We start from the raw sequence: 17,627 nt of genomic DNA, 5'->3' as shown, positions 1-17,627 counted from the left end.
AAGGCCTGGAGCAAAGGAAGCAAAAGATCTGGTTTTTGGATTGGTCAGCGCTGGTACATCAGCGATCCGGCTTTGATTCTTGCTGACAGCTTGGTGGGTTCACAGCGTGCGATTGGCCAAAAGGGGATCAAAATGGCCAAAATCCCTGTCCGAATGAGTCATGGGCGGTTGGCAGCGGCGGCGTTCTGCGCCGACTTGGTGCAAAATGTCTCACTAAATTTGTCATCAGAACGTCGGGTAACCGCATGATCGAAGTCACCGAAGTTTCCATTGCCCAACTGCGCACTGCGCTCGAATCCGGCCAGACCACGGCGGTCGAGTTGGTCCGGGCCTATCTCGCCCGAATCGATGCCTACGACGGGGCCGACACGGCTACCGCGCTCAATGCAGTCGTGGTGCGCAACCCCGATGCCCTCAAGGAAGCGCAGGCCTCCGATGCCCGCCGAGCCAAGGGCGAGACGTTCGGCCCCCTTGATGGCATTCCTTACACCGCCAAGGACAGTTACCTGGTCAAGGGCCTGACCGCCGCGTCGGGCAGCCCCGCCTTCAAGGACCTGGTCGCCTATCGCGATGCGTTCACCGTTGAGCGGCTTCGCGCAGCCGGTGCGATCTGCCTGGGCAAGACCAATATGCCGCCCATGGCGAATGGCGGGATGCAGCGCGGTGTTTATGGACGTGCGGAAAGCCCGTACAACGCAGACTATCTCACCGCCCCTTTCGCCTCCGGTTCGTCCAACGGCGCGGGCACGGCGACTGCGGCCAGCTTCGCGGCATTCGGGCTGGCGGAAGAAACCTGGTCGAGCGGTCGCGGCCCTGCGTCGAACAACGGCTTGTGTGCCTATACGCCATCGCGCGGCGTGATTTCGGTACGCGGCAACTGGCCGCTCACGCCGACCATGGACGTTGTCGTGCCGTTTGCCAGAACCATGGCCGACCTGCTTGAAGTGCTCGACGTAGTGGTAGCGGATGACCCCGACACCCGCGGTGACCTGTGGCGCATGCAACCGTGGGTGCCGATTCCGAGCGCCTCTTCGGTTCGCCCCGCTTCCTACCATGAGCTCGCCGCCAAGCCTGATGCACTGACCGGCAAACGCCTCGGTGTCCCGCGCATGTACATCAATGCCGACCCTGAAGCCGGCACCAGTGAAGCGCCGGGGATCGGTGGCCCGACGGGTCAACGAATCAACACCCGCGATTCCGTGATCGAGCTTTGGCAACAGGCCCGCAAGGCCCTCGAAGCGGCTGGCGCCGAAGTGGTCGAAGTCGACTTCCCGCTGGTGTCCAATTGCGAAGGCGATCGCCCGGGTGCGCCGACCGTATTCAATCGTGGGATCGTGTCCAAGGAGTTCCTGCACCATGAGCTGTGGGACCTGACGGCGTGGGCGTTCGATGATTTCCTGCAAGCCAACGGCGACCCGAAATTGAACCGCCTGGTCGACGTCGATGGGCCGCAGATTTTCCCCCACGATCCGGGTACGTTGCCCAACCGTGAAGGCGACCTGGCCGCCGGTATGGACGAGTACGTGAAGATGGCCGAACGCGGCATTACGCCGTGGGATCAGATTTCCACGGCGCCTGATGGACTGCGCGGCCTTGAGAAGACCCGTCGCATTGATCTTGAGGAGTGGATGGATCGACTGGGGCTCGATGCGGTGCTGTTCCCGACGGTCGCCGATGTTGCGCCAGCCAATTGCGATGTCGATCCCGCTTCTGCGGATATCGCCTGGAGCAATGGTATCTGGGTCGCCAATGGCAACCTGGCCATCCGGCATTTGGGTGTGCCAACGGTCACTGTGCCAATGGGCATCATGCAGGATATCGGCATGCCGGTAGGCCTGACCTTTGCCGGACGAGCCTATGACGACTCGGCGCTGCTGCGCTTCGCTTCGGCGTTCGAGGCGACCGGATCGAAGCGCTTGATCCCGCCTCGTACACCGTCGCTGTCTGTAGGCAAATAGTCTGTAGTGCGGCGACTACCGCCATCGCTAGCAGGCTAGCTCCCACAATGGTCCTCTGTCGTACACAAATCTTGTGTTCACAGCGGATCTACTGTGGGAGCTAGCCTGCTAGCGATGGCGGAATGTCCGTCACCATTGATGTTGGATGTGCTGGCCTCTTCGCGGGCAAGCCTCGCTCCTACGGGTTTTGCAGGGCCTGCCTTTACATCAATGGAAGCGCGTAGTTGATGATGAAACGACTCTGATCCACGTCCCTGCCCGCTTCGGTATTCGACTGGCCATTGCGCAATGAGAACCCGACGTTCTTGAACGTGCCGGACTGAATCACGTAATCGAGGGTCATGTCGCGCTCCCACTCGGACTGATCCCCGGCGTTGTGTACCTTGATGCCAGTGCCTTTCAGATACGCGATCGACGCTTTCAGACCCGGCACGCCCAGCGGCGCGAAGTCGTAGGTGTACTGACCGAAAGTGGTCTGCTCGCCAGCTCGGGTGAAGCTCTGGATCATACGGTCGGTGGGCAGGTAGACGCTGCCGCCACCGGCACCTTTGTCCGGCAGGCTGCCCTGGTTGGGCTGGACGAAGTTGCTGCCATCCCCTACCCGTTGATGTCCCAGCGCTACCGCGTGGCCACCGTTGGTGTAGGTGATCATCGCGGCCCAGGTGCTGTTGTCGATTTCACCGTTGTTGTCTTCGGTGTAGCCCGACACTCGATAGCCTTGCGCGCGGCCTGCGGCGGAGCTGTTGGCGCCGCTCGATGTGGTGCGGAAATAGCGCAGGTCGGTGGTGATCGAACTGGCGCTGTCGATGGGCAACAGGTGAGTCAGACCGAAGAAGTTCTGGTTGTAGAAGTCTTCCAGCTGGGCAAAGTAGTACTGGGCCTTCAGGGTTTTGGTGAGCTCGTAATCCCCCCCGGCGAAATAGAATTTATTGCTGTCCCGGGTGGCGCCAGCGACCGACAGACCGGTACGGTCAGTCGAAGCACGGCCGACGGCCTGCTCCAGCAAACCACCGGTCAGGGTCAGGCTATCGATGTCTTTCGAGGTGACCTGCGTACCGGTGAACGACTGTGGCAAGACACGGGCATCGTTGGAAATCAGGATCGGCAATTTCGGCATCAGCGTGCCGTAGCGCAACTCGGTTTTGGCCAGGCGCATCTTCGCGGTCGGGCCGAAACTGCTCCAACTGTTGGCAGCGTCGTCACCATCACTGGGGATCATCCCGCTACCGACGTGGCGCCCCGTACCGCTGTCCAGTGTCACGCCGAGCAGCGCCTGGGCATCGAGACCAAAACCGACCGTGCCCTGGGTAAAACCAGACTCATAGCGCAGCACAAAACCCTGGGCCGTTTCTTCGGTTTTCGAAGGTGCTGCCGCGCCGTCGCGGTTGTCGCTGTTGAAGTACAGGGTCCGCATCGACAGCGTCGCCTTGCTGTCCTCCAGAAATCCATGGGCGCCGCTATCAGCAGCCTGGACGCCCATGGTACCTGCGGCCAGCAGGATGGCGGTGGGGATTGCGCGGTTGAACATACGGTGCTCCTGGCTGATTTCTTATTTTTTGAGGTTTCGATGTCCGTCCGTACTCAGCCGAGACCCAAATCCGGCGCGCAAAATGACGCAACCCGATGGCGAACCATGAGCATCAAGCGTTGGAAGTGACGGTTTAAGCGGACGTCGAAATATTTGTGAAACTCTTAAAACATTTCGAGAGGGGATTATCAAACGCGGTGAAAGTAGTTTTCGTGAAGGGATAAGGGTTGTCGTATAGAGATACGAAAGGCCGTGGTATTTGAAAATCCACCCTGCGGGTTTTCATCGATTTTCCCTGCCCGTTTCGAACATCGCGCCTTGTCGAGCGATGGTCGATACTGCATTTCCCTGCCCCCTATTTCACTTCTTGCCCCGAGGAGATGAACGATGCCCCTGACTCTGTACTACCACCCGCTTTCGTCGTTCTGCCACAAAGTGCTGGTCGCCCTGTACGAATACGCAATCGAATTCGAACGCCGGATCATTGATCTCTCCAGCGAGACGGACCGAGCGGAACTCAGGGCACTATGGCCGCTGTGCAAATTCCCGGTGATCGTTGATCACGCCAACCCGCAAGGATTGCCGGAGTCGAGTGTGATCATCGAATATCTGGACCGGTTTTATGCAGGCCAGCATTGCCTGCTGCCCAGTGATTGGAATACAGCGCTGCAGGTGCGCTTGTGGGATCGTTTTTTCGACCAATACGTACAGGCGCCGATGCAACGGATCGTCGCTGATCGGTTGTACGCCAAGAACGATGACTTGAGCGCAGAACGCGCCACTTTGATGACCGCATACGGCATGCTCGAGCGCCAACTGGCCTCTCGTAGCTGGGTCGCGAGCCCGACGTTCAGCATGGCCGACTGCGCGGCTGCTCCGGCACTGTTCTATGCCAACAACGTCCTGCCCTTTCCTGAAGACTGCCGCCACTTGAACGCGTATTTCGACAGGCTGACGCAGCGACCTTCCGTCCTGCGGGTCCTTGAAGAGGCCAAGCCGTGGTTTGCTTTCTATCCGTTTGCCGAGGCGATACCGGAGCGGTTTCGCTAGGTTATTTGTAGGAGCGAGCTTGCTCGCGAGAGTGGATAACGGTACCGCGTCTTTGATTGGGCAAACGCGGTGCTCATGAGTCCATCGCGAGCAAGCTCGCTCCGACAGATGCTTTACATGTCGTACCGCAGAACCAGTCCCACCGTACGCGGGGCGCCGACATCGACGATGTCACCGCTGCGGTTGTTGGTGACGTATTCCTTGTCAAAGGCGTTTTTCACGTAACCGGAGACCGCGACGTTCTTGGTGATCTTGTACTCAGTGTTGAAGTTGACCAACCAGTAGTTGTCGCTCTTGCGCTCACCGGTGACCTGGCCCGCGTCATCAAACTCGTACTCCGACGGGCTGGTGCTCTGGTAGATGACGTCGGTGTTCAAGGTCAGGCGATCGTTCCAGCGATAGGTACCGCCCAGCGACATCTTGTACTTGGGCGAAAACAGGAAGTCCTCACCGCTCATGTCGCGGCCATCGCTGGTGACGAAGTCCTTGTACTTGCCATCGGTCACCGAGGCGCCCAGGTTCAGGGTCAGCTGTTCGCCAAAGTCTTTTTCAACAAAGAGCTCCAGACCCTTGATGTCACTGCGACCGGCGTTAAACACGTCCAGGAACTCGGTGTCCGGGTCCAGCACGCTGACCTGCTGGTCTTTCCAGTCGGTGTAGTAGACGTTGGCGCGGGTACGCAGGGTCTTGTCGTAGAACGAGCCGCGGTAGGACAGTTCGTAGTTGGTGGTGTATTCCGGATCGTAGGCTTCGTGACTGCTGCCGGCCCGGACGTTGACGCCACCGCCGCGATAACCTTTCTGCACCATGAAGCCCAGGTACTGGTTATCGGCCAGTTCGTAGTCGATACCCAGCTTCGGCAACACGGCATCAAATGACTTCTTGTCTTTGCCAGCCTCGGAGAAATCATCTTCCTTGACGTCGGTATCATTGGTCTCGTGGTCGTAGCGCAGACCGGTAATCAAGGTCCAGCGCGGGGCGAAGGTCCAGTTGATCTCGCCGAACACGGCCTTGTTCTCGATCGTCGTATCACCCTTGACGGTGCCGGACAGTTGTTCATTGATCAACAGCCTGTCGTGGAAATTGTTGGTGTTGTGCCCGTAGTAGAGACCGGCAAAGCTCTTCACCGTGTCAGAAGCGTAATTCAGACGCAGTTCCTGACTGAACAAGTCGCCATCATGCTTGCGCAGGACGACTCGATTGCGGGTGGCTGACTGGTCGAAGTCCAGGCGGCCATCGTAGTCAGAGTCGGTATTGGCGGTGAGACTGGTAATGGACCAGGCATCATCGAGCCGGTAGTCGACCTTGGCGCTGACAGTGTCCTGCTTGAGTTTGTCGTAGGCATTGGTGTTGGACGAAATCTTGTAATAACGAATATCGTCGTCCTGACGAATGACCGAGTTGTCGCCCTTGCGGCTTTCACCGTGGGCATACGTCAACAGCACATCGAGATCATCGTTAGGCAGAATCAGCAGCTTGCCACGAGCGTTTGCGGTGCGGGTCGGGTTGCCGTCGTTGTCGAGGAAGACGTTGTCGATGTAACCGTCAGCTTGCTGATAATCCAACGCGATACGGCCGGCAATCTTGTCATCGACGATCGAGCCGCCACCGGCCACCGCCGCGCCTTGCTCACCGTAGTTGCCCACGTTGGTCTGCGCTGAGAAGCTCGGTACGAAGGTCGGGTTCTTGGTCTGGATGACCACCGCACCGGCCAGGGAGTTACGACCCTGGGTGGTGGATTGAGGGCCGAGGAACACTTCGACCTGCTCGGCATCCCACAACGGGATCGGGCTTAGAGTCAGCGCGCGGTTGGGCTGCACGGCGCCGTCGACGAACACCGAGACCGCGCCGTTGAGCGCCGCCGGACCCTGATCATCGAAACCGGACACCGGCACGCCACGGATGCCCCAGTTTTCGTTACCGGCCTGGTTGTAGACACCTGGCGTACGGGCAAAAACGTCGACCAGGTCATGGTCTTCCTTCTCGCGCAGTTGTTTGTCCGTCACCACCACGACGCTTGACTGCGTCTGCTCCAGGGTGCGGTTGATCTTTTCACCCGTCACCGTGATCGGAGCGATCTGCATTGTGTTCGACTGCTCGGCCGCCCATGCGCTGCCCGACAGGCATATTGCCGACCCCACAGCCAACGCCATTGTATTTTTTTTGAAATGCACGCCCCGCTCCCCCTGCGACAGATATTTATGTTTTTTCTTACGTCCAGAACGCCGTTTTCCTACAGCTGGCGGGAGTCTAATCGAAGGTAATGCGGAAATAAATACTATTAATAACGCCTCTCATTTGCTTTTACTGCATCGCTTTGTATCGAATCGGATACCCATAAAGCGAACACATTCCTTCTGTAGGAGCTGCCGCAGGCTGCGATCTTTTGATCTTGCCTTTGAACGTCAAAAGATCGCAGCCTCGTTGCACTCGTCAGCTCCTACAGGGATTTCAGCGCACGCTGTGCCGGCCTCATCGCCGCAAGCCACCCTCCTACCGACCACCGACGTTGCGAATGCCCCGATCCCGGCCTATGGTCCAGACACAACAACATCCAAGAGCGGCGCCATGACCCGCCGCCATTCTGCTCATCAAGTGCGTAGTTTCGCAGCGAGGTGACCTTATGCCTGACAACTCCCGCCCCGCCGTACTCGAACTGATCGGCAACACGCCGCTGGTGCGTGTCAGCCGATTCGATACGGGCCCATGCACGCTGTTTCTCAAGCTCGAATCGCAGAATCCGGGCGGTTCGATCAAGGACCGCATTGGCCTGGCAATGATCGACGCCGCCGAGCGCGACGGTCGCTTGAAACCCGGTGGCACCATCGTCGAAGCGACTGCCGGCAACACTGGCCTGGGCTTGGCACTGGTTGGCCGTGCCAAGGGTTATCGGGTGGTGCTGGTGGTTCCGGACAAGATGTCCACCGAGAAAGTCCTGCACCTGAAGGCCATGGGCGCCGAAGTGCACATCACCCGCTCCGATGTCGGCAAGGGCCATCCCGAGTACTACCAGGACGTTGCCCATCGCCTGGCACAGGAAATTCCCGACGCCTTCTTCGCCGATCAATTCAACAACCCGGCCAACCCGCTGGCCCATGAATGCAGCACCGCACCGGAGATCTGGGCGCAGACCCAGCACGACGTGGATGCCATTGTCGTCGGGGTCGGCTCGGCGGGCACCTTGACCGGCCTGACCAACTTCTTCCGTCGCGTACAGCCGGATCTGGAAATGGTACTGGCCGACCCCGTCGGCTCGGTGATGGCCGAATACAGCCGCAGCGGCACCCTCGGCACACCCGGTTCCTGGGCGGTGGAAGGCATTGGCGAGGACTTCATTCCGTCGATCACCGATCTCTCCAGCGTGCGCCACGCCTATTCGATCAGCGATGAAGAAAGCTTCGACCATGCCCGCCAGTTACTGCGCGCCGAAGGCATTCTCGGCGGTTCTTCGACCGGTACCCTGTTGGCGGCGGCCTTGCGCTATTGCCGCGAGCAAACCACGCCCAAGCGCGTGGTCAGCATCGTCTGCGACACCGGCACGCGCTACCTGTCGAAGGTTTACAACGATCAATGGATGAGCGATCAGGGATTGCTGCAAAGCAAACGCTATGGCGACCTGCGCGACCTGATCGCACGGCGCTTCGAAGATGGCCGGGTGATCAGCGTCGGCCCCGACGACACACTGCTGACCGCGTTCCAGCGCATGCGCCTGGCGGATGTCTCGCAACTGCCGGTGCTGGTTAATGGCCAGCGGCTGGTCGGCGTGATCGATGAGTCCGATATCTTGCTGCGAGTGCACCAGGATGCTTCGCACTTCCGACACACCGTCGCCGGCGCAATGACCGACAAACTACAGACCCTGGCCCCCGGCGCCAGCCTTGCTGAGTTGCAGGAAGAACTCGACCGCGGGCTGGTGGCGATCATCGCCGACGCCTCAGGCTTTCACGGCCTGATCACCCGGTTCGACTTGCTCAATCACTTACGGAGATCCCTTGCATGAGTCAGCACGATAAAACGGCTGCACCTCGCGGCTTTGCTACCCGAGTGATTCACGCCGGGCAAACGCCCGACCCCTCCACCGGTGCGTTGATGCCGCCGATCTATGCCAACTCCACCTACCTGCAGCAGAGCCCCGGCGTGCACAAGGGCCTCGACTACGGGCGCTCGCACAACCCGACGCGTTGGGCGCTGGAACGCTGCGTGGCGGATCTCGAAGGTGGCACCCAGGCGTTTGCCTTCGCTTCGGGGCTGGCGAGCATTTCCACGGTGCTGGAACTGCTCGATGCGGGCTCGCACGTCGTCTCAGGCAATGACCTGTACGGCGGGACGTTCCGCCTGTTCGACAAGGTCCGCCAGCGCAGCGCCGGGCATCGTTTCAGCTTTGTCGACCTGACCGACCTGGCCGCCTTCGAGGCAGCATTGCAGGATGACACCCGCATGGTCATGGTCGAGACACCGAGCAATCCCCTGCTGCGCCTGACCGACCTGGCCGCCATCGCCCGCACTTGCCGCGACCGGGGCATCATCTGCGTCGCCGACAACACCTTCGCCAGCCCGTGGACACAACGTCCGCTGGAGCTGGGCTTCGACATCGTGCTGCACTCGACCACCAAGTACCTGAATGGTCACTCCGATGTGATCGGCGGCATTGCCGTGGTCGGGCAGAACGCCGCGCTGGCCGAGCGCCTGGGCTTTTTGCAAAACGCGGTGGGTGCCATCGCCGGGCCGTTCGACGCCTTTCTCACCCTGCGCGGGGTCAAGACCCTCGCACTGCGCATGGAGCGCCACTGCAGCAATGCCCTGGACCTGGCGCAATGGCTGGAGCGTCAACCGCAGGTGGCGCGGGTTTACTACCCCGGCCTGCCCTCTCACCCGCAGCACGAACTGGCGCGCAAACAGATGCGTGGCTACGGCGGGATGATTTCCCTGGACCTCAACACGGACCTGGCTGGCTCGAAGCGCTTCCTGGAAAACGTGCAGATTTTCGCCCTCGCCGAAAGCCTGGGCGGCGTCGAAAGCCTGATCGAACACCCGGCGATCATGACCCACGCCACGATCCCCGTGGAAACCCGCGCCCAACTGGGTATAGGCGATGCGCTGGTGCGGTTGTCAGTGGGCGTTGAGGATGTCGAAGACCTTCGAGCGGATCTGGCTCAGGCATTGGCGCGCATCTGAGCGCAGACCTGTGGGAGCCTGCTAGCTCCCACAGTTGAATTGAGTGACATCAAATTCTGTGTTTGCCGCTGTCCCCCTGTGGGAGCTAGCCTGCTAGCGATAGCGGTGTGTCCGACACATCGGTGCTGGATGTGCCACCGTCAATCGCTAGCAGGCTAGCTCCCACAGTGTTTTTTCGGTGATCGCAGATTCTGTGACCAACCCATGACCTCTGAGCAAGCCGGCTCCCACAGCAACTGCTGCCCTCGCCTGGGTCATGAATCGGGGCGATACTTGGACGCTCATCTGCCTGCCAATTTTTCCGGATAATCAACACATGTCCCCACTCGACACTTCCCTGCAAGACACCGCCGCGCCTGATGGGGTTTGCTATGGCTGCGGTGGCAGCAACCCGCACGGGCTGCACATCAAGAGTTTCTGGCACGAGGACGGCGTCCACGTCATCGCCGAGCATGTGCCCGATGCCAAGTATTGCGGCTGGCCAGATCTGGTTTACGGCGGGTTGATCGCGATGCTGGTGGACTGCCATTCCAACTGGACGGCGATGGCTTACCACTACCGCGCCGAAAACCGCGAAGTCGCCAGCTTGCCCCGCATCAATTGCGTCACCGGTAACCTGGGCATCAAATTCATCAAGCCAACACCCATGGGCGTTGCGCTCACCTTGCGGGCGAAGGTTGAAGGTGACGTCGGACGCAAAACCCGCGTGATCTGCGAGGTCTACGCAGGCGACGTTTTGACCGCTGTCGGCGATTCGGTGTTCGTTCGGGTCGATACCGGGCAACTGGCAGACGCCGCCCATGGCCGTCAGGTTTAGCGCTACAGGTTTGTCCTGTGTGCCGTCGAAGAGGCGATTTATGAGCTATACCCGCTAATCTCCCATTGCAGTTCTTCAATCAGGAGTTTGGCAATGAATCCCAGGCATTCACTGGTGGCGCTGCTGGTCACGACAAGCCTCTTCGGCTGCTCCACCTCCTCCAACCATGGCGTGTCCGTAACCTTGAACGCCACTCGGCAGAACACCGGCCAGATCGGCAACGTTACGTTGACCGACTGGAACAACCAAACCGGCTTGAGTTTTTTCATCAGCGGCGCGCCAAGCGGAGTTGTCCTGCCGTTGCGCCTCTACAGCTTCATCAACAAAGGCAGCTGCAAGCAGCCCGGCCCTGTTGCCTATGCGATGAACGACACGGTCAACACCGAACGGCAACCCGTACGCGGCTGGACCTTTTCAAGAACCGCACCGGTGCCACTTCCAGAGCTGCTCAAGAGTGAGCACCACATTGTCGTGCGAACTGCAGCGACCGATGGCAACGTCGATATTTTCTGCGGGGATATCAAGCAGGAAGTCTCGGCTAAATAGTCACTCACTGCCGATCAAGCTGCGGATCAATGATCCTCAGCCAGGGCAAGCGTGCCTGATAACTTCTCGCCTTTTGCTCGAACAGGTCTGGCCTGGGATTTCTCGGATTGATCCGCAGCAGTCCTGACTCGGTGTCGGCGAGGCCATTGGGGGCATAGACTTCACCGGTGGCGATATCCAGGCCAATACAGGTCCCTGCGACCAGGTAACGATCAATGCCGTCTTTGGCCGATTGAAGTTGCGGATAGGTCCCGCCAAACCGCTGGTTGTACCAGAGATGGACACGGGCCTGGTTCTTGATTTCGACGTTGGCCTCAAGGTCCTGGAACAGGCGTTGTGCCGTCTGGATAACCTCGTTTTCGGCCTCCCAGGACAGGTCTTCATCGAAGTAAAAAACGTCGTAGTCCTTCACGCCTGCTTCGGGTGGTCGTTGGGATTGATGATTCCACACCGCCTGGAACAGGCAGCCAGCCGTGAGCATGCACTGACTCAGGCCAAGTGCCGGCAGGCGCCTGGTGATTTCGGCGTTCAGCGAATTGGTCATGGCGATGCTGATCAGATGTTCTTCCGTCAATGCCATCTTCTTTAACCTCGATCCATGGGGTGCGGCCCATCGTAATCCCTCTCAACTCATACCGGCGAAATCGTTGCGAGCATGCCGATCAGGATCGTCACCACCAGAAAGCCACCAAGGAAAATCGCCATCTTGCCCATAAAGCCTCCTACGTTATGAAAGTTCAGGCTGACATTGTGGGCGGCAATCTGAGCCGGTAACAGATGCAGAAAGCGATGGAAAATACGGATCAGATTGAGGCGGTCCACATTCTTTCTGTAGGAGCTGCCGCAGGCTGCGATCTTTTGATGTTGATCTTGGAAATCAAAAGATCGCAGCCTCGTTGCACTCGTCAGCTCCTACAGGTGAACGTGCGTCCTACTTGTGAGCGCCCATAAAAAAACCCGCTCAACCATTGCTGATCCAGCGGGTTTTTCATGATTCAGGTATCTCGCCAAGGATGGCGAGGCAACCTTTTACAAAGCCATATCGTTTGCAGCATTAGCCTTTGGCGCTTTCGGCGCTTCAGCCGGAGCAGCAGCCGGAGCCGCTACCTGACCGATCACCGGCGGCGGAGTCAGCTCCAGCACCTTGGCGGTGTAGGCCCACTCTTGCGCCACTTTTTCAGGGCTGGCATTCAGTTGAGTGCCGTAGCTCGGCACGATCTGGTGCAGTTTTTCCTGCCAGGCCGGGGTTGCCACCTTGTCCTTGAACACTTTCTGCAGCACGGTCAGCATGATCGGTGCAGCGGTCGAAGCGCCTGGGGAGGCGCCCAGCAGTCCGGCGATGGTGCCGTCTTGCGAAGCGACGATTTCGGTGCCCAGTTTCAGCACGCCACCGGCGGCTTCATCACGCTTGATGATCTGCACGCGCTGGCCCGCTTGCCACAGACGCCAGTCTTCAGCCTTGGCGTTCGGGAAGTATTCCTTCAGGGCGTTGAGGCGGTCTTCATCCGACAGCATGAGCTGGCCGGCGAGGTACTCGACCAGCGGGTATTCCTTGATGCCAACCTTGGTCATCGGCCACACGTTGTGCGTGGTGGTGGTGGTCAGCAGGTCCAGGTACGAACCTTCTTTCAGGAACTTGGTGCTGAAAGTCGCGAATGGGCCAAACAGGATCACGCGCTTGCCGTCCAGCACGCGGGTGTCCAGGTGCGGAACCGACATTGGCGGTGCGCCAACGGAGGCTTTGCCGTAGGCCTTGGCCAGGTGTTGCTCGGCGATGGTAGGGTTTTCGGTCACCAGGAACGAACCACCCACCGGGAAGCCTGCATATTCCTTGGCTTCAGGAATACCGGACTTCTGCAGCAGGTGCAGTGCACCGCCACCGGCGCCGATGAACACGAACTTGGCGTCTGTTTCGGTTTTGCTGCCGTCTTTCAGGTTTTTGTAGCTGACGCGCCAGCTGCCGTCTTCGTTCTTGGTGATGTCCTGCACTTCGCTGGACAGCTTCAAGTCGAATTTCGGCGTGGTTTGCAGGTGGGCGACGAACTGGCGGGTGATTTCACCGAAGTTCACGTCGGTGCCGATCGGGCTCCAGGTGGCCGCGACTTTCTGGTTCGGGTCACGCCCTTCCATCATCAGCGGGACCCACTTCTTGATCACAGCCGGGTCTTCGGAGTACTGCATGCCGGCGAACAGCGGGCTCGCTTGCAGGGCTTCGTAGCGCTTTTTCAGGAACTTGATGTTGTCATCGCCCCACACGAAGCTCATGTGCGGTGTGGAATTGATGAACGAACGTGGATTCTTCAGCACGCCTTGCTGAACCTGCCAGGCCCAGAACTGACGGGAAATCTGGAAGGATTCGTTGATTTCAACGGCTTTGGGGATCGAGACCTTGCCGTTCTCGTCTTCCGGGGTGTAGTTCAGCTCGGCCAGGGCGGAGTGACCGGTACCGGCGTTGTTCCAGCCGTTGGAGCTTTCCAGGGCGACGCCGTCGAGACGCTCGATCATTTGCATCGAGGTGCCGGGTTCCAGCTCATTGAGCCACACACCGAGGGTCGCGCTCATGATGCCGCCGCCAATCAGCAGCACATCGACTTTTTTGGCTTCTTCGGCCTGAGCCGTCGTCATCCCCAACGACAAAGCCAACCCGATCAGGGCTGTGTTCACTTTCTTAAACATCTGTAGCACCTATGATAAAACGTCATCCGCCCTTCCATCCTCGCGCACACAGCCCACGTTTCACGGCAGTCATGGCTTGCGGCACAGCAGGATTACAGGGTGGGCACACAAGGCCGACATCACTGCATCGACCCCAGTTATATGTCCCTACTGAACTGACTTCTTATCTTTTTTGGATTCAGCTACTTGAGCGACAGTCATTCTGTTCGCCCGTCTCAAGGACAGGAAAACTGAACAGGTCAAACCAAGTTGCGGCGAAGAATATCACGACACGGTAACCCGCGCGTCTGTTCCAGACTCACCAGTCCGATCGCGTATGTACCTGCGAACTATACTCATCGGGTTTCCCTGGCCTGGCTTTGAGGAATTGTCATGAGTGATAAAGACGATTTGCGCAAATACTCCTCTGAAGTGATCGACGGCGTCGAGGCTGCACCCGCACGCGCCATGTTGCGGGCGGTGGGTTTCACCGATGACGACTTCAAAAAGCCGCAGATCGGCATTGCCTCGACCTGGGCGATGGTCACGCCGTGCAACATGCACATCGACAAGTTGGCGCTGGAGGCGGAAAAAGGCGCGAACGCCGCTGGTGCCAAAGGGGTGATTTTCAACACCATCACCATTTCCGACGGCATTGCCAATGGCACCGAAGGCATGAAGTATTCACTGGTGTCCCGTGAGGTGATTGCCGATTCCATCGAGGTGGTGGTCGGTTGTGAAGGATTTGACGGACTGGTCACCATCGGTGGCTGCGACAAGAACATGCCCGGCTGCCTGATCGGCATGGCACGCCTCAATCGCCCGTCGATCTTCGTCTATGGCGGCACCATCCGTCCGGGCGCCGGCCACACCGACATCATTTCGGTGTTCGAAGCCGTGGGCCAGCATGCCCGTGGCGACATCAGCGAGATCCAGGTCAAGCAGATCGAGGAAGTGGCGATTCCCGGTCCTGGTTCCTGCGGCGGCATGTACACCGCCAACACCATGGCGTCAGCCATTGAGGCCCTGGGCATGAGTTTGCCCGGTTCGAGTTCCCAGGATGCTGTGGGCGGCGACAAGGCCTCGGACAGCTTCCGCGCCGGCCAGCAGGTTATGGAGCTGCTCAAGCTTGACCTCAAACCGCGCGACATCATGACCCGCAAGGCCTTTGAAAATGCCATTCGCGTGGTCATCGCCCTCGCCGGCTCGACCAATGCCGTGCTGCATCTGCTGGCCATGGCCAATGCGGTGGATGTCGAGCTGACCCTGGACGACTTCATCGAGCTGGGCAAGATTTCCCCAGTGGTGGCCGACCTGCGCCCCAGTGGCAAATACATGATGAGCGAGCTGGTTGCCATTGGCGGCATCCAACCCTTGATGAAACGCATGCTCGCCGCCGGCATGCTGCACGGCGATGCGATGACCGTCACCGGCAAGACCCTCGCCGAAAACCTGGAAAGCGTGCCCGACTACCCCGACGGCCAGGACGTGATCCTGCCCTTCGACCGACCAATCAAAAAGGACTCGCACCTGGTGGTGCTGCACGGCAACCTCTCGCCCACCGGTGCCGTGGCCAAGATCACGGGCAAGGAAGGCTTGCGTTTCGAGGGTACCGCACGGGTCTATCACGGTGAGGAAGGTGCACTCGCCGGTATTCTCAATGGCGAGGTCAAACCCGGCGAAGTGATCGTCATCCGCTACGAAGGCCCCAAGGGCGGGCCGGGCATGCGCGAAATGCTCTCGCCGACGTCGGCGGTAATGGGCAAAGGGCTGGGCAAGGATGTGGCGTTGATTACCGATGGGCGTTTTTCCGGTGGCTCCCATGGTTTCGTGGTGGGGCACATTACGCCGGAGGCTTTTGAAGGCGGGCCGATTGCGCTGATCGAGAACGGCGACAGGATTACCATTGATGCCGAAACCCGGCAGATCACTGTCGATGTGTCAGACAGCGAACTGGCCGAACGCAAGGCTCGCTGGGTAAGACCTCCATCGAAGTACAAGCGCGGGGTGTTGGCCAAGTATGCGAAGACGGTGTCGAGTGCTTCGGAGGGGGCGGTGACGGACAAGTATCTTTGAATTCAGGGTTTGCATTGACTGATATGGCCTCATCGCGGGCAAGCCCGCTCCCACAGGATCAGCGTCGAACTCAAGCTGCGAGTTCACTGAAGATCACTGTGGGAGCGGGCTTGCCCGCGATGAGGCCCTATCAATCACCGAAAACCTTCTGATCAGCACACCAGCCTCAAAGCCTGAACCGCCCCACCGACTGCGAAAGCTGGCCCGCCAACGACGACAACTCGTCCGTCGTCGAAGCCGTCTGCCCGATCACCCTGCTGTTGCCTTCGGACATCCCGGCGATCATTTCCACCTGATGGGCGATTTCATTGCTGGCCAGGCTTTGCTCGCCGATGGTGCGGCTGATGTCATTGACCAGCTGCGTGGTGTTAAGGGTCGCCTCAAGGATTTCGCGGATGGCGCGTTCGACGTCAGCGGTCACCGCCATGCCTTTATCGACCTGGGCGACGCCCTCCTCCATGCTGACCACCGCTTCGCGGGTGCTTTGCTGGATGCGCGAGACCATGGCGGCAATTTCCTGGGTCGAGGCACTGGTGCGTCCGGCCAGGCTGCGAACCTCATCGGCCACCACGGCGAAACCACGGCCCTGCTCGCCGGCGCGGGCGGCCTCGATGGCGGCGTTGAGCGCCAGCAGGTTGGTTTGATCGGCAATGCCCTTGATCACCTGAATGATGCTGAAGATCCCCTCGGACTCCTTGTCCAGCGTACGAATGACCTGTGCCGACTGTTGAGCCGAACGCGCGATGCCGTCCATGTCATTGACCACCTGATGGATCACCCGGCCGCCATCCTTGGCCAGCGCTTCGGCCTGATTGGCCATGTCCAGCGCCCGCTCGGCATGCCGGGTGATTTCCTCGATGCTCGCAGTCATTTCACTGGCCGCCGCGGCCATGGTGCTGGCGGCTGCGCTTTGCTGCTGGCTGCTGCCGGCCACTTCGTGGCAACCGTTGCTCAATGTCTCGCTCATGCCGCTGACGCCATGGGCATTGTTGCGCACCACTTCGATCATGCCGCGCAAATCACGCTGCATGGTGGCCAGGCTGCGGATCAGTTGACTGGCTTCGTCGTTGCGCTGTGTCTCGACGATCGGCTCGCTCAGATTGCCATGGGCAATGCTGTCGGCAATGCGGCTGGCGGTCTGCAACGGCCCCATGATGCTTACGATCGCCGAGCGGCCGAGCACGAGCAGCAGCAACAGGCTGGCGATGAGCACAGCGCCGACGGTCAGGTTGGCGTTGCTGATGGCCTGCGCCGTGCCCTCGCTGGTTTGCTGAGTGTTGCTTTCAATCAGCTCGCTGAGGGCGGCCATCTGATCTTCCAGTTGGCTGAACGTACTGTTGAAGGCGCTCAGTTCCTTTTGCCCGGCGTCAGGGTTTTCCAGGGCCAGGCTGACAATGCGCTCGGCGGCACTGATGTAGGTGTCCAGGCTTGGCTTGGTCTGGTTCAGCGCGGTTCTCAAAGTGTCGTTGAGCGGCAACTTGAGGTTGTCCCCGAGCATCTGCCGAAAATGCGCCGCGTGCTCTTCCAGGGAAGTGCGCACCTCAGCCTTGCTGCTGGTGCTTTTGCCCAGCCCCACCAGCATCGCCGACAGCACGTCGGCGCGTAAGGCGTCGTGCATCATGTCGGCTTCGAGGTGATTGCGCAGCGCCATCATGCTGACGTCGTTGTCCTTCACCGCCCCAGCCATTTGTGTGTTTCCCAGGTACCCGACCAGGCTCATGATCAGAGCCGCGAGCAACCCCGTGCCAATCAGCAGCAGTAAACGCAGTTTTATGGACACTCTATGGTTCCTCTTTGCACGTTTAAGGGTTGGCCAACGCCA

General features: G+C 59.6%; 13 protein-coding genes and 1 pseudogene. 7 read left to right on the top strand and 7 right to left on the bottom strand.

What is annotated here, in order from left to right; all coding sequences use genetic code 11:
- Positions 1-245 precede the first annotated feature (245 nt).
- On the top strand, positions 246-1,958 hold the full coding sequence (locus ACRESJ_RS12960) for an amidase (RefSeq protein WP_431758236.1): 1,713 nt from the start codon (positions 246-248) through the stop codon (positions 1,956-1,958).
- Between the two features lie 202 nt (positions 1,959-2,160).
- On the opposite strand, the gene ACRESJ_RS12955 is transcribed toward ACRESJ_RS12960, so the two are convergent.
- On the bottom strand, positions 2,161-3,486 hold the full coding sequence (locus tag ACRESJ_RS12955; RefSeq protein ID WP_431758235.1) for an OprD family porin: 1,326 nt from the start codon (positions 3,484-3,486) through the stop codon (positions 2,161-2,163).
- A 387-nt stretch (positions 3,487-3,873) separates the two neighbouring features.
- Between ACRESJ_RS12955 and ACRESJ_RS12950 the strand changes: the two genes are divergently transcribed.
- The gene (locus tag ACRESJ_RS12950; RefSeq protein WP_431758234.1) at positions 3,874-4,536 is read left to right on the top strand and encodes a glutathione S-transferase family protein; all 663 of its coding nucleotides are present in this window, start codon (positions 3,874-3,876) and stop codon (positions 4,534-4,536) included.
- Between the two features lie 113 nt (positions 4,537-4,649).
- Here ACRESJ_RS12950 and ACRESJ_RS12945 read toward each other — a convergent pair whose 3' ends face one another.
- A complete protein-coding gene (locus ACRESJ_RS12945) occupies positions 4,650-6,710 on the bottom strand; it encodes a TonB-dependent receptor (RefSeq protein WP_431758233.1) in 2,061 nt (686 codons plus the stop codon).
- A gap of 449 nt (positions 6,711-7,159) precedes the next feature.
- Between ACRESJ_RS12945 and ACRESJ_RS12940 the strand changes: the two genes are divergently transcribed.
- The 4 genes from ACRESJ_RS12940 to ACRESJ_RS12925 all read left to right on the top strand — a co-directional run bounded on the left by ACRESJ_RS12940 (position 7,160) and on the right by ACRESJ_RS12925 (position 11,074).
- Positions 7,160-8,536, top strand: a complete 1,377-nt coding sequence (locus tag ACRESJ_RS12940; protein ID WP_431758232.1) for a pyridoxal-phosphate dependent enzyme — start codon at positions 7,160-7,162, stop codon at positions 8,534-8,536.
- A complete protein-coding gene (locus ACRESJ_RS12935) occupies positions 8,533-9,711 on the top strand; it encodes a trans-sulfuration enzyme family protein (protein ID WP_431758231.1) in 1,179 nt (392 codons plus the stop codon). Before ACRESJ_RS12940 ends, ACRESJ_RS12935 begins: the two co-directional genes overlap by 4 nt.
- 316 nt (positions 9,712-10,027) lie before the next feature.
- Positions 10,028-10,528 carry a PaaI family thioesterase gene (locus ACRESJ_RS12930; RefSeq protein WP_431758230.1) on the top strand — a complete coding sequence of 167 codons (501 nt, stop codon included), beginning with the start codon at positions 10,028-10,030 and terminating at the stop codon, positions 10,526-10,528.
- A 93-nt stretch (positions 10,529-10,621) separates the two neighbouring features.
- Positions 10,622-11,074, top strand: a complete 453-nt coding sequence (locus ACRESJ_RS12925; protein WP_431758229.1) for a hypothetical protein — start codon at positions 10,622-10,624, stop codon at positions 11,072-11,074.
- Positions 11,075-11,078: 4 nt separating this feature from the next.
- On the opposite strand, the gene ACRESJ_RS12920 is transcribed toward ACRESJ_RS12925, so the two are convergent.
- From ACRESJ_RS12920 to mqo, 3 genes are all read right to left on the bottom strand, one after another.
- Positions 11,079-11,654, bottom strand: a complete 576-nt coding sequence (locus ACRESJ_RS12920) for a nucleotidyltransferase family protein (RefSeq protein ID WP_431758228.1) — start codon at positions 11,652-11,654, stop codon at positions 11,079-11,081.
- A 50-nt stretch (positions 11,655-11,704) separates the two neighbouring features.
- Positions 11,705-11,896, bottom strand: coding sequence for a hypothetical protein (locus ACRESJ_RS12915; RefSeq protein ID WP_431758227.1), 192 nt, complete (start codon positions 11,894-11,896; stop codon positions 11,705-11,707).
- A 207-nt stretch (positions 11,897-12,103) separates the two neighbouring features.
- Complete coding sequence (gene mqo / locus ACRESJ_RS12910) at positions 12,104-13,750, bottom strand: malate dehydrogenase (quinone) (RefSeq protein WP_431758226.1); 1,647 nt, start codon at positions 13,748-13,750, stop codon at positions 12,104-12,106.
- 372 nt (positions 13,751-14,122) lie between these two features.
- Here mqo and ilvD point away from each other — a divergent pair, with 372 nt between their 5' ends.
- Complete coding sequence (gene ilvD, locus ACRESJ_RS12905) at positions 14,123-15,805, top strand: dihydroxy-acid dehydratase (protein ID WP_431758225.1); 1,683 nt, start codon at positions 14,123-14,125, stop codon at positions 15,803-15,805.
- A gap of 166 nt (positions 15,806-15,971) precedes the next feature.
- On the opposite strand, the gene ACRESJ_RS12900 is transcribed toward ilvD, so the two are convergent.
- Together ACRESJ_RS12900 and ACRESJ_RS12895 are read right to left on the bottom strand one after the other, a co-directional pair.
- Positions 15,972-16,697 (bottom strand): methyl-accepting chemotaxis protein, encoded by a 726-nt coding sequence (locus ACRESJ_RS12900; protein WP_431758261.1) that lies wholly within the window; start codon positions 16,695-16,697, stop codon positions 15,972-15,974.
- A 132-nt stretch (positions 16,698-16,829) separates the two neighbouring features.
- A pseudogene (locus tag ACRESJ_RS12895) lies at positions 16,830-17,585 on the bottom strand (MCP four helix bundle domain-containing protein); the annotation flags it as partial.
- Positions 17,586-17,627 lie beyond the last annotated feature (42 nt).

The sequence above is a fragment of the Pseudomonas sp. genome, assembly GCF_050739655.1.
In the GTDB taxonomy this organism is placed as follows: Bacteria; Pseudomonadota; Gammaproteobacteria; order Pseudomonadales; family Pseudomonadaceae; genus Aquipseudomonas.
The sequence above is the reverse complement of the archived record's forward strand: the minus strand, read 5'-3'. Positions and strand labels throughout refer to the sequence as shown.

Coding starts and splice junctions, on each gene's coding strand:
- ACRESJ_RS12960 (WP_431758236.1), top strand. CDS start 246: ATGATCGAAGTCACCGAAGTTTCCATTGCCCAACTGCGCACTGCGCTC.
- ACRESJ_RS12955 (WP_431758235.1), bottom strand. CDS start 3,486: ATGTTCAACCGCGCAATCCCCACCGCCATCCTGCTGGCCGCAGGTACC.
- ACRESJ_RS12950 (WP_431758234.1), top strand. CDS start 3,874: ATGCCCCTGACTCTGTACTACCACCCGCTTTCGTCGTTCTGCCACAAA.
- ACRESJ_RS12940 (WP_431758232.1), top strand. CDS start 7,160: ATGCCTGACAACTCCCGCCCCGCCGTACTCGAACTGATCGGCAACACG.
- ACRESJ_RS12935 (WP_431758231.1), top strand. CDS start 8,533: ATGAGTCAGCACGATAAAACGGCTGCACCTCGCGGCTTTGCTACCCGA.
- ACRESJ_RS12930 (WP_431758230.1), top strand. CDS start 10,028: ATGTCCCCACTCGACACTTCCCTGCAAGACACCGCCGCGCCTGATGGG.
- ACRESJ_RS12925 (WP_431758229.1), top strand. CDS start 10,622: ATGAATCCCAGGCATTCACTGGTGGCGCTGCTGGTCACGACAAGCCTC.
- ACRESJ_RS12920 (WP_431758228.1), bottom strand. CDS start 11,654: ATGGCATTGACGGAAGAACATCTGATCAGCATCGCCATGACCAATTCG.
- mqo (WP_431758226.1), bottom strand. CDS start 13,750: ATGTTTAAGAAAGTGAACACAGCCCTGATCGGGTTGGCTTTGTCGTTG.
- ilvD (WP_431758225.1), top strand. CDS start 14,123: ATGAGTGATAAAGACGATTTGCGCAAATACTCCTCTGAAGTGATCGAC.
- ACRESJ_RS12900 (WP_431758261.1), bottom strand. CDS start 16,697: ATGGCCGCGGCGGCCAGTGAAATGACTGCGAGCATCGAGGAAATCACC.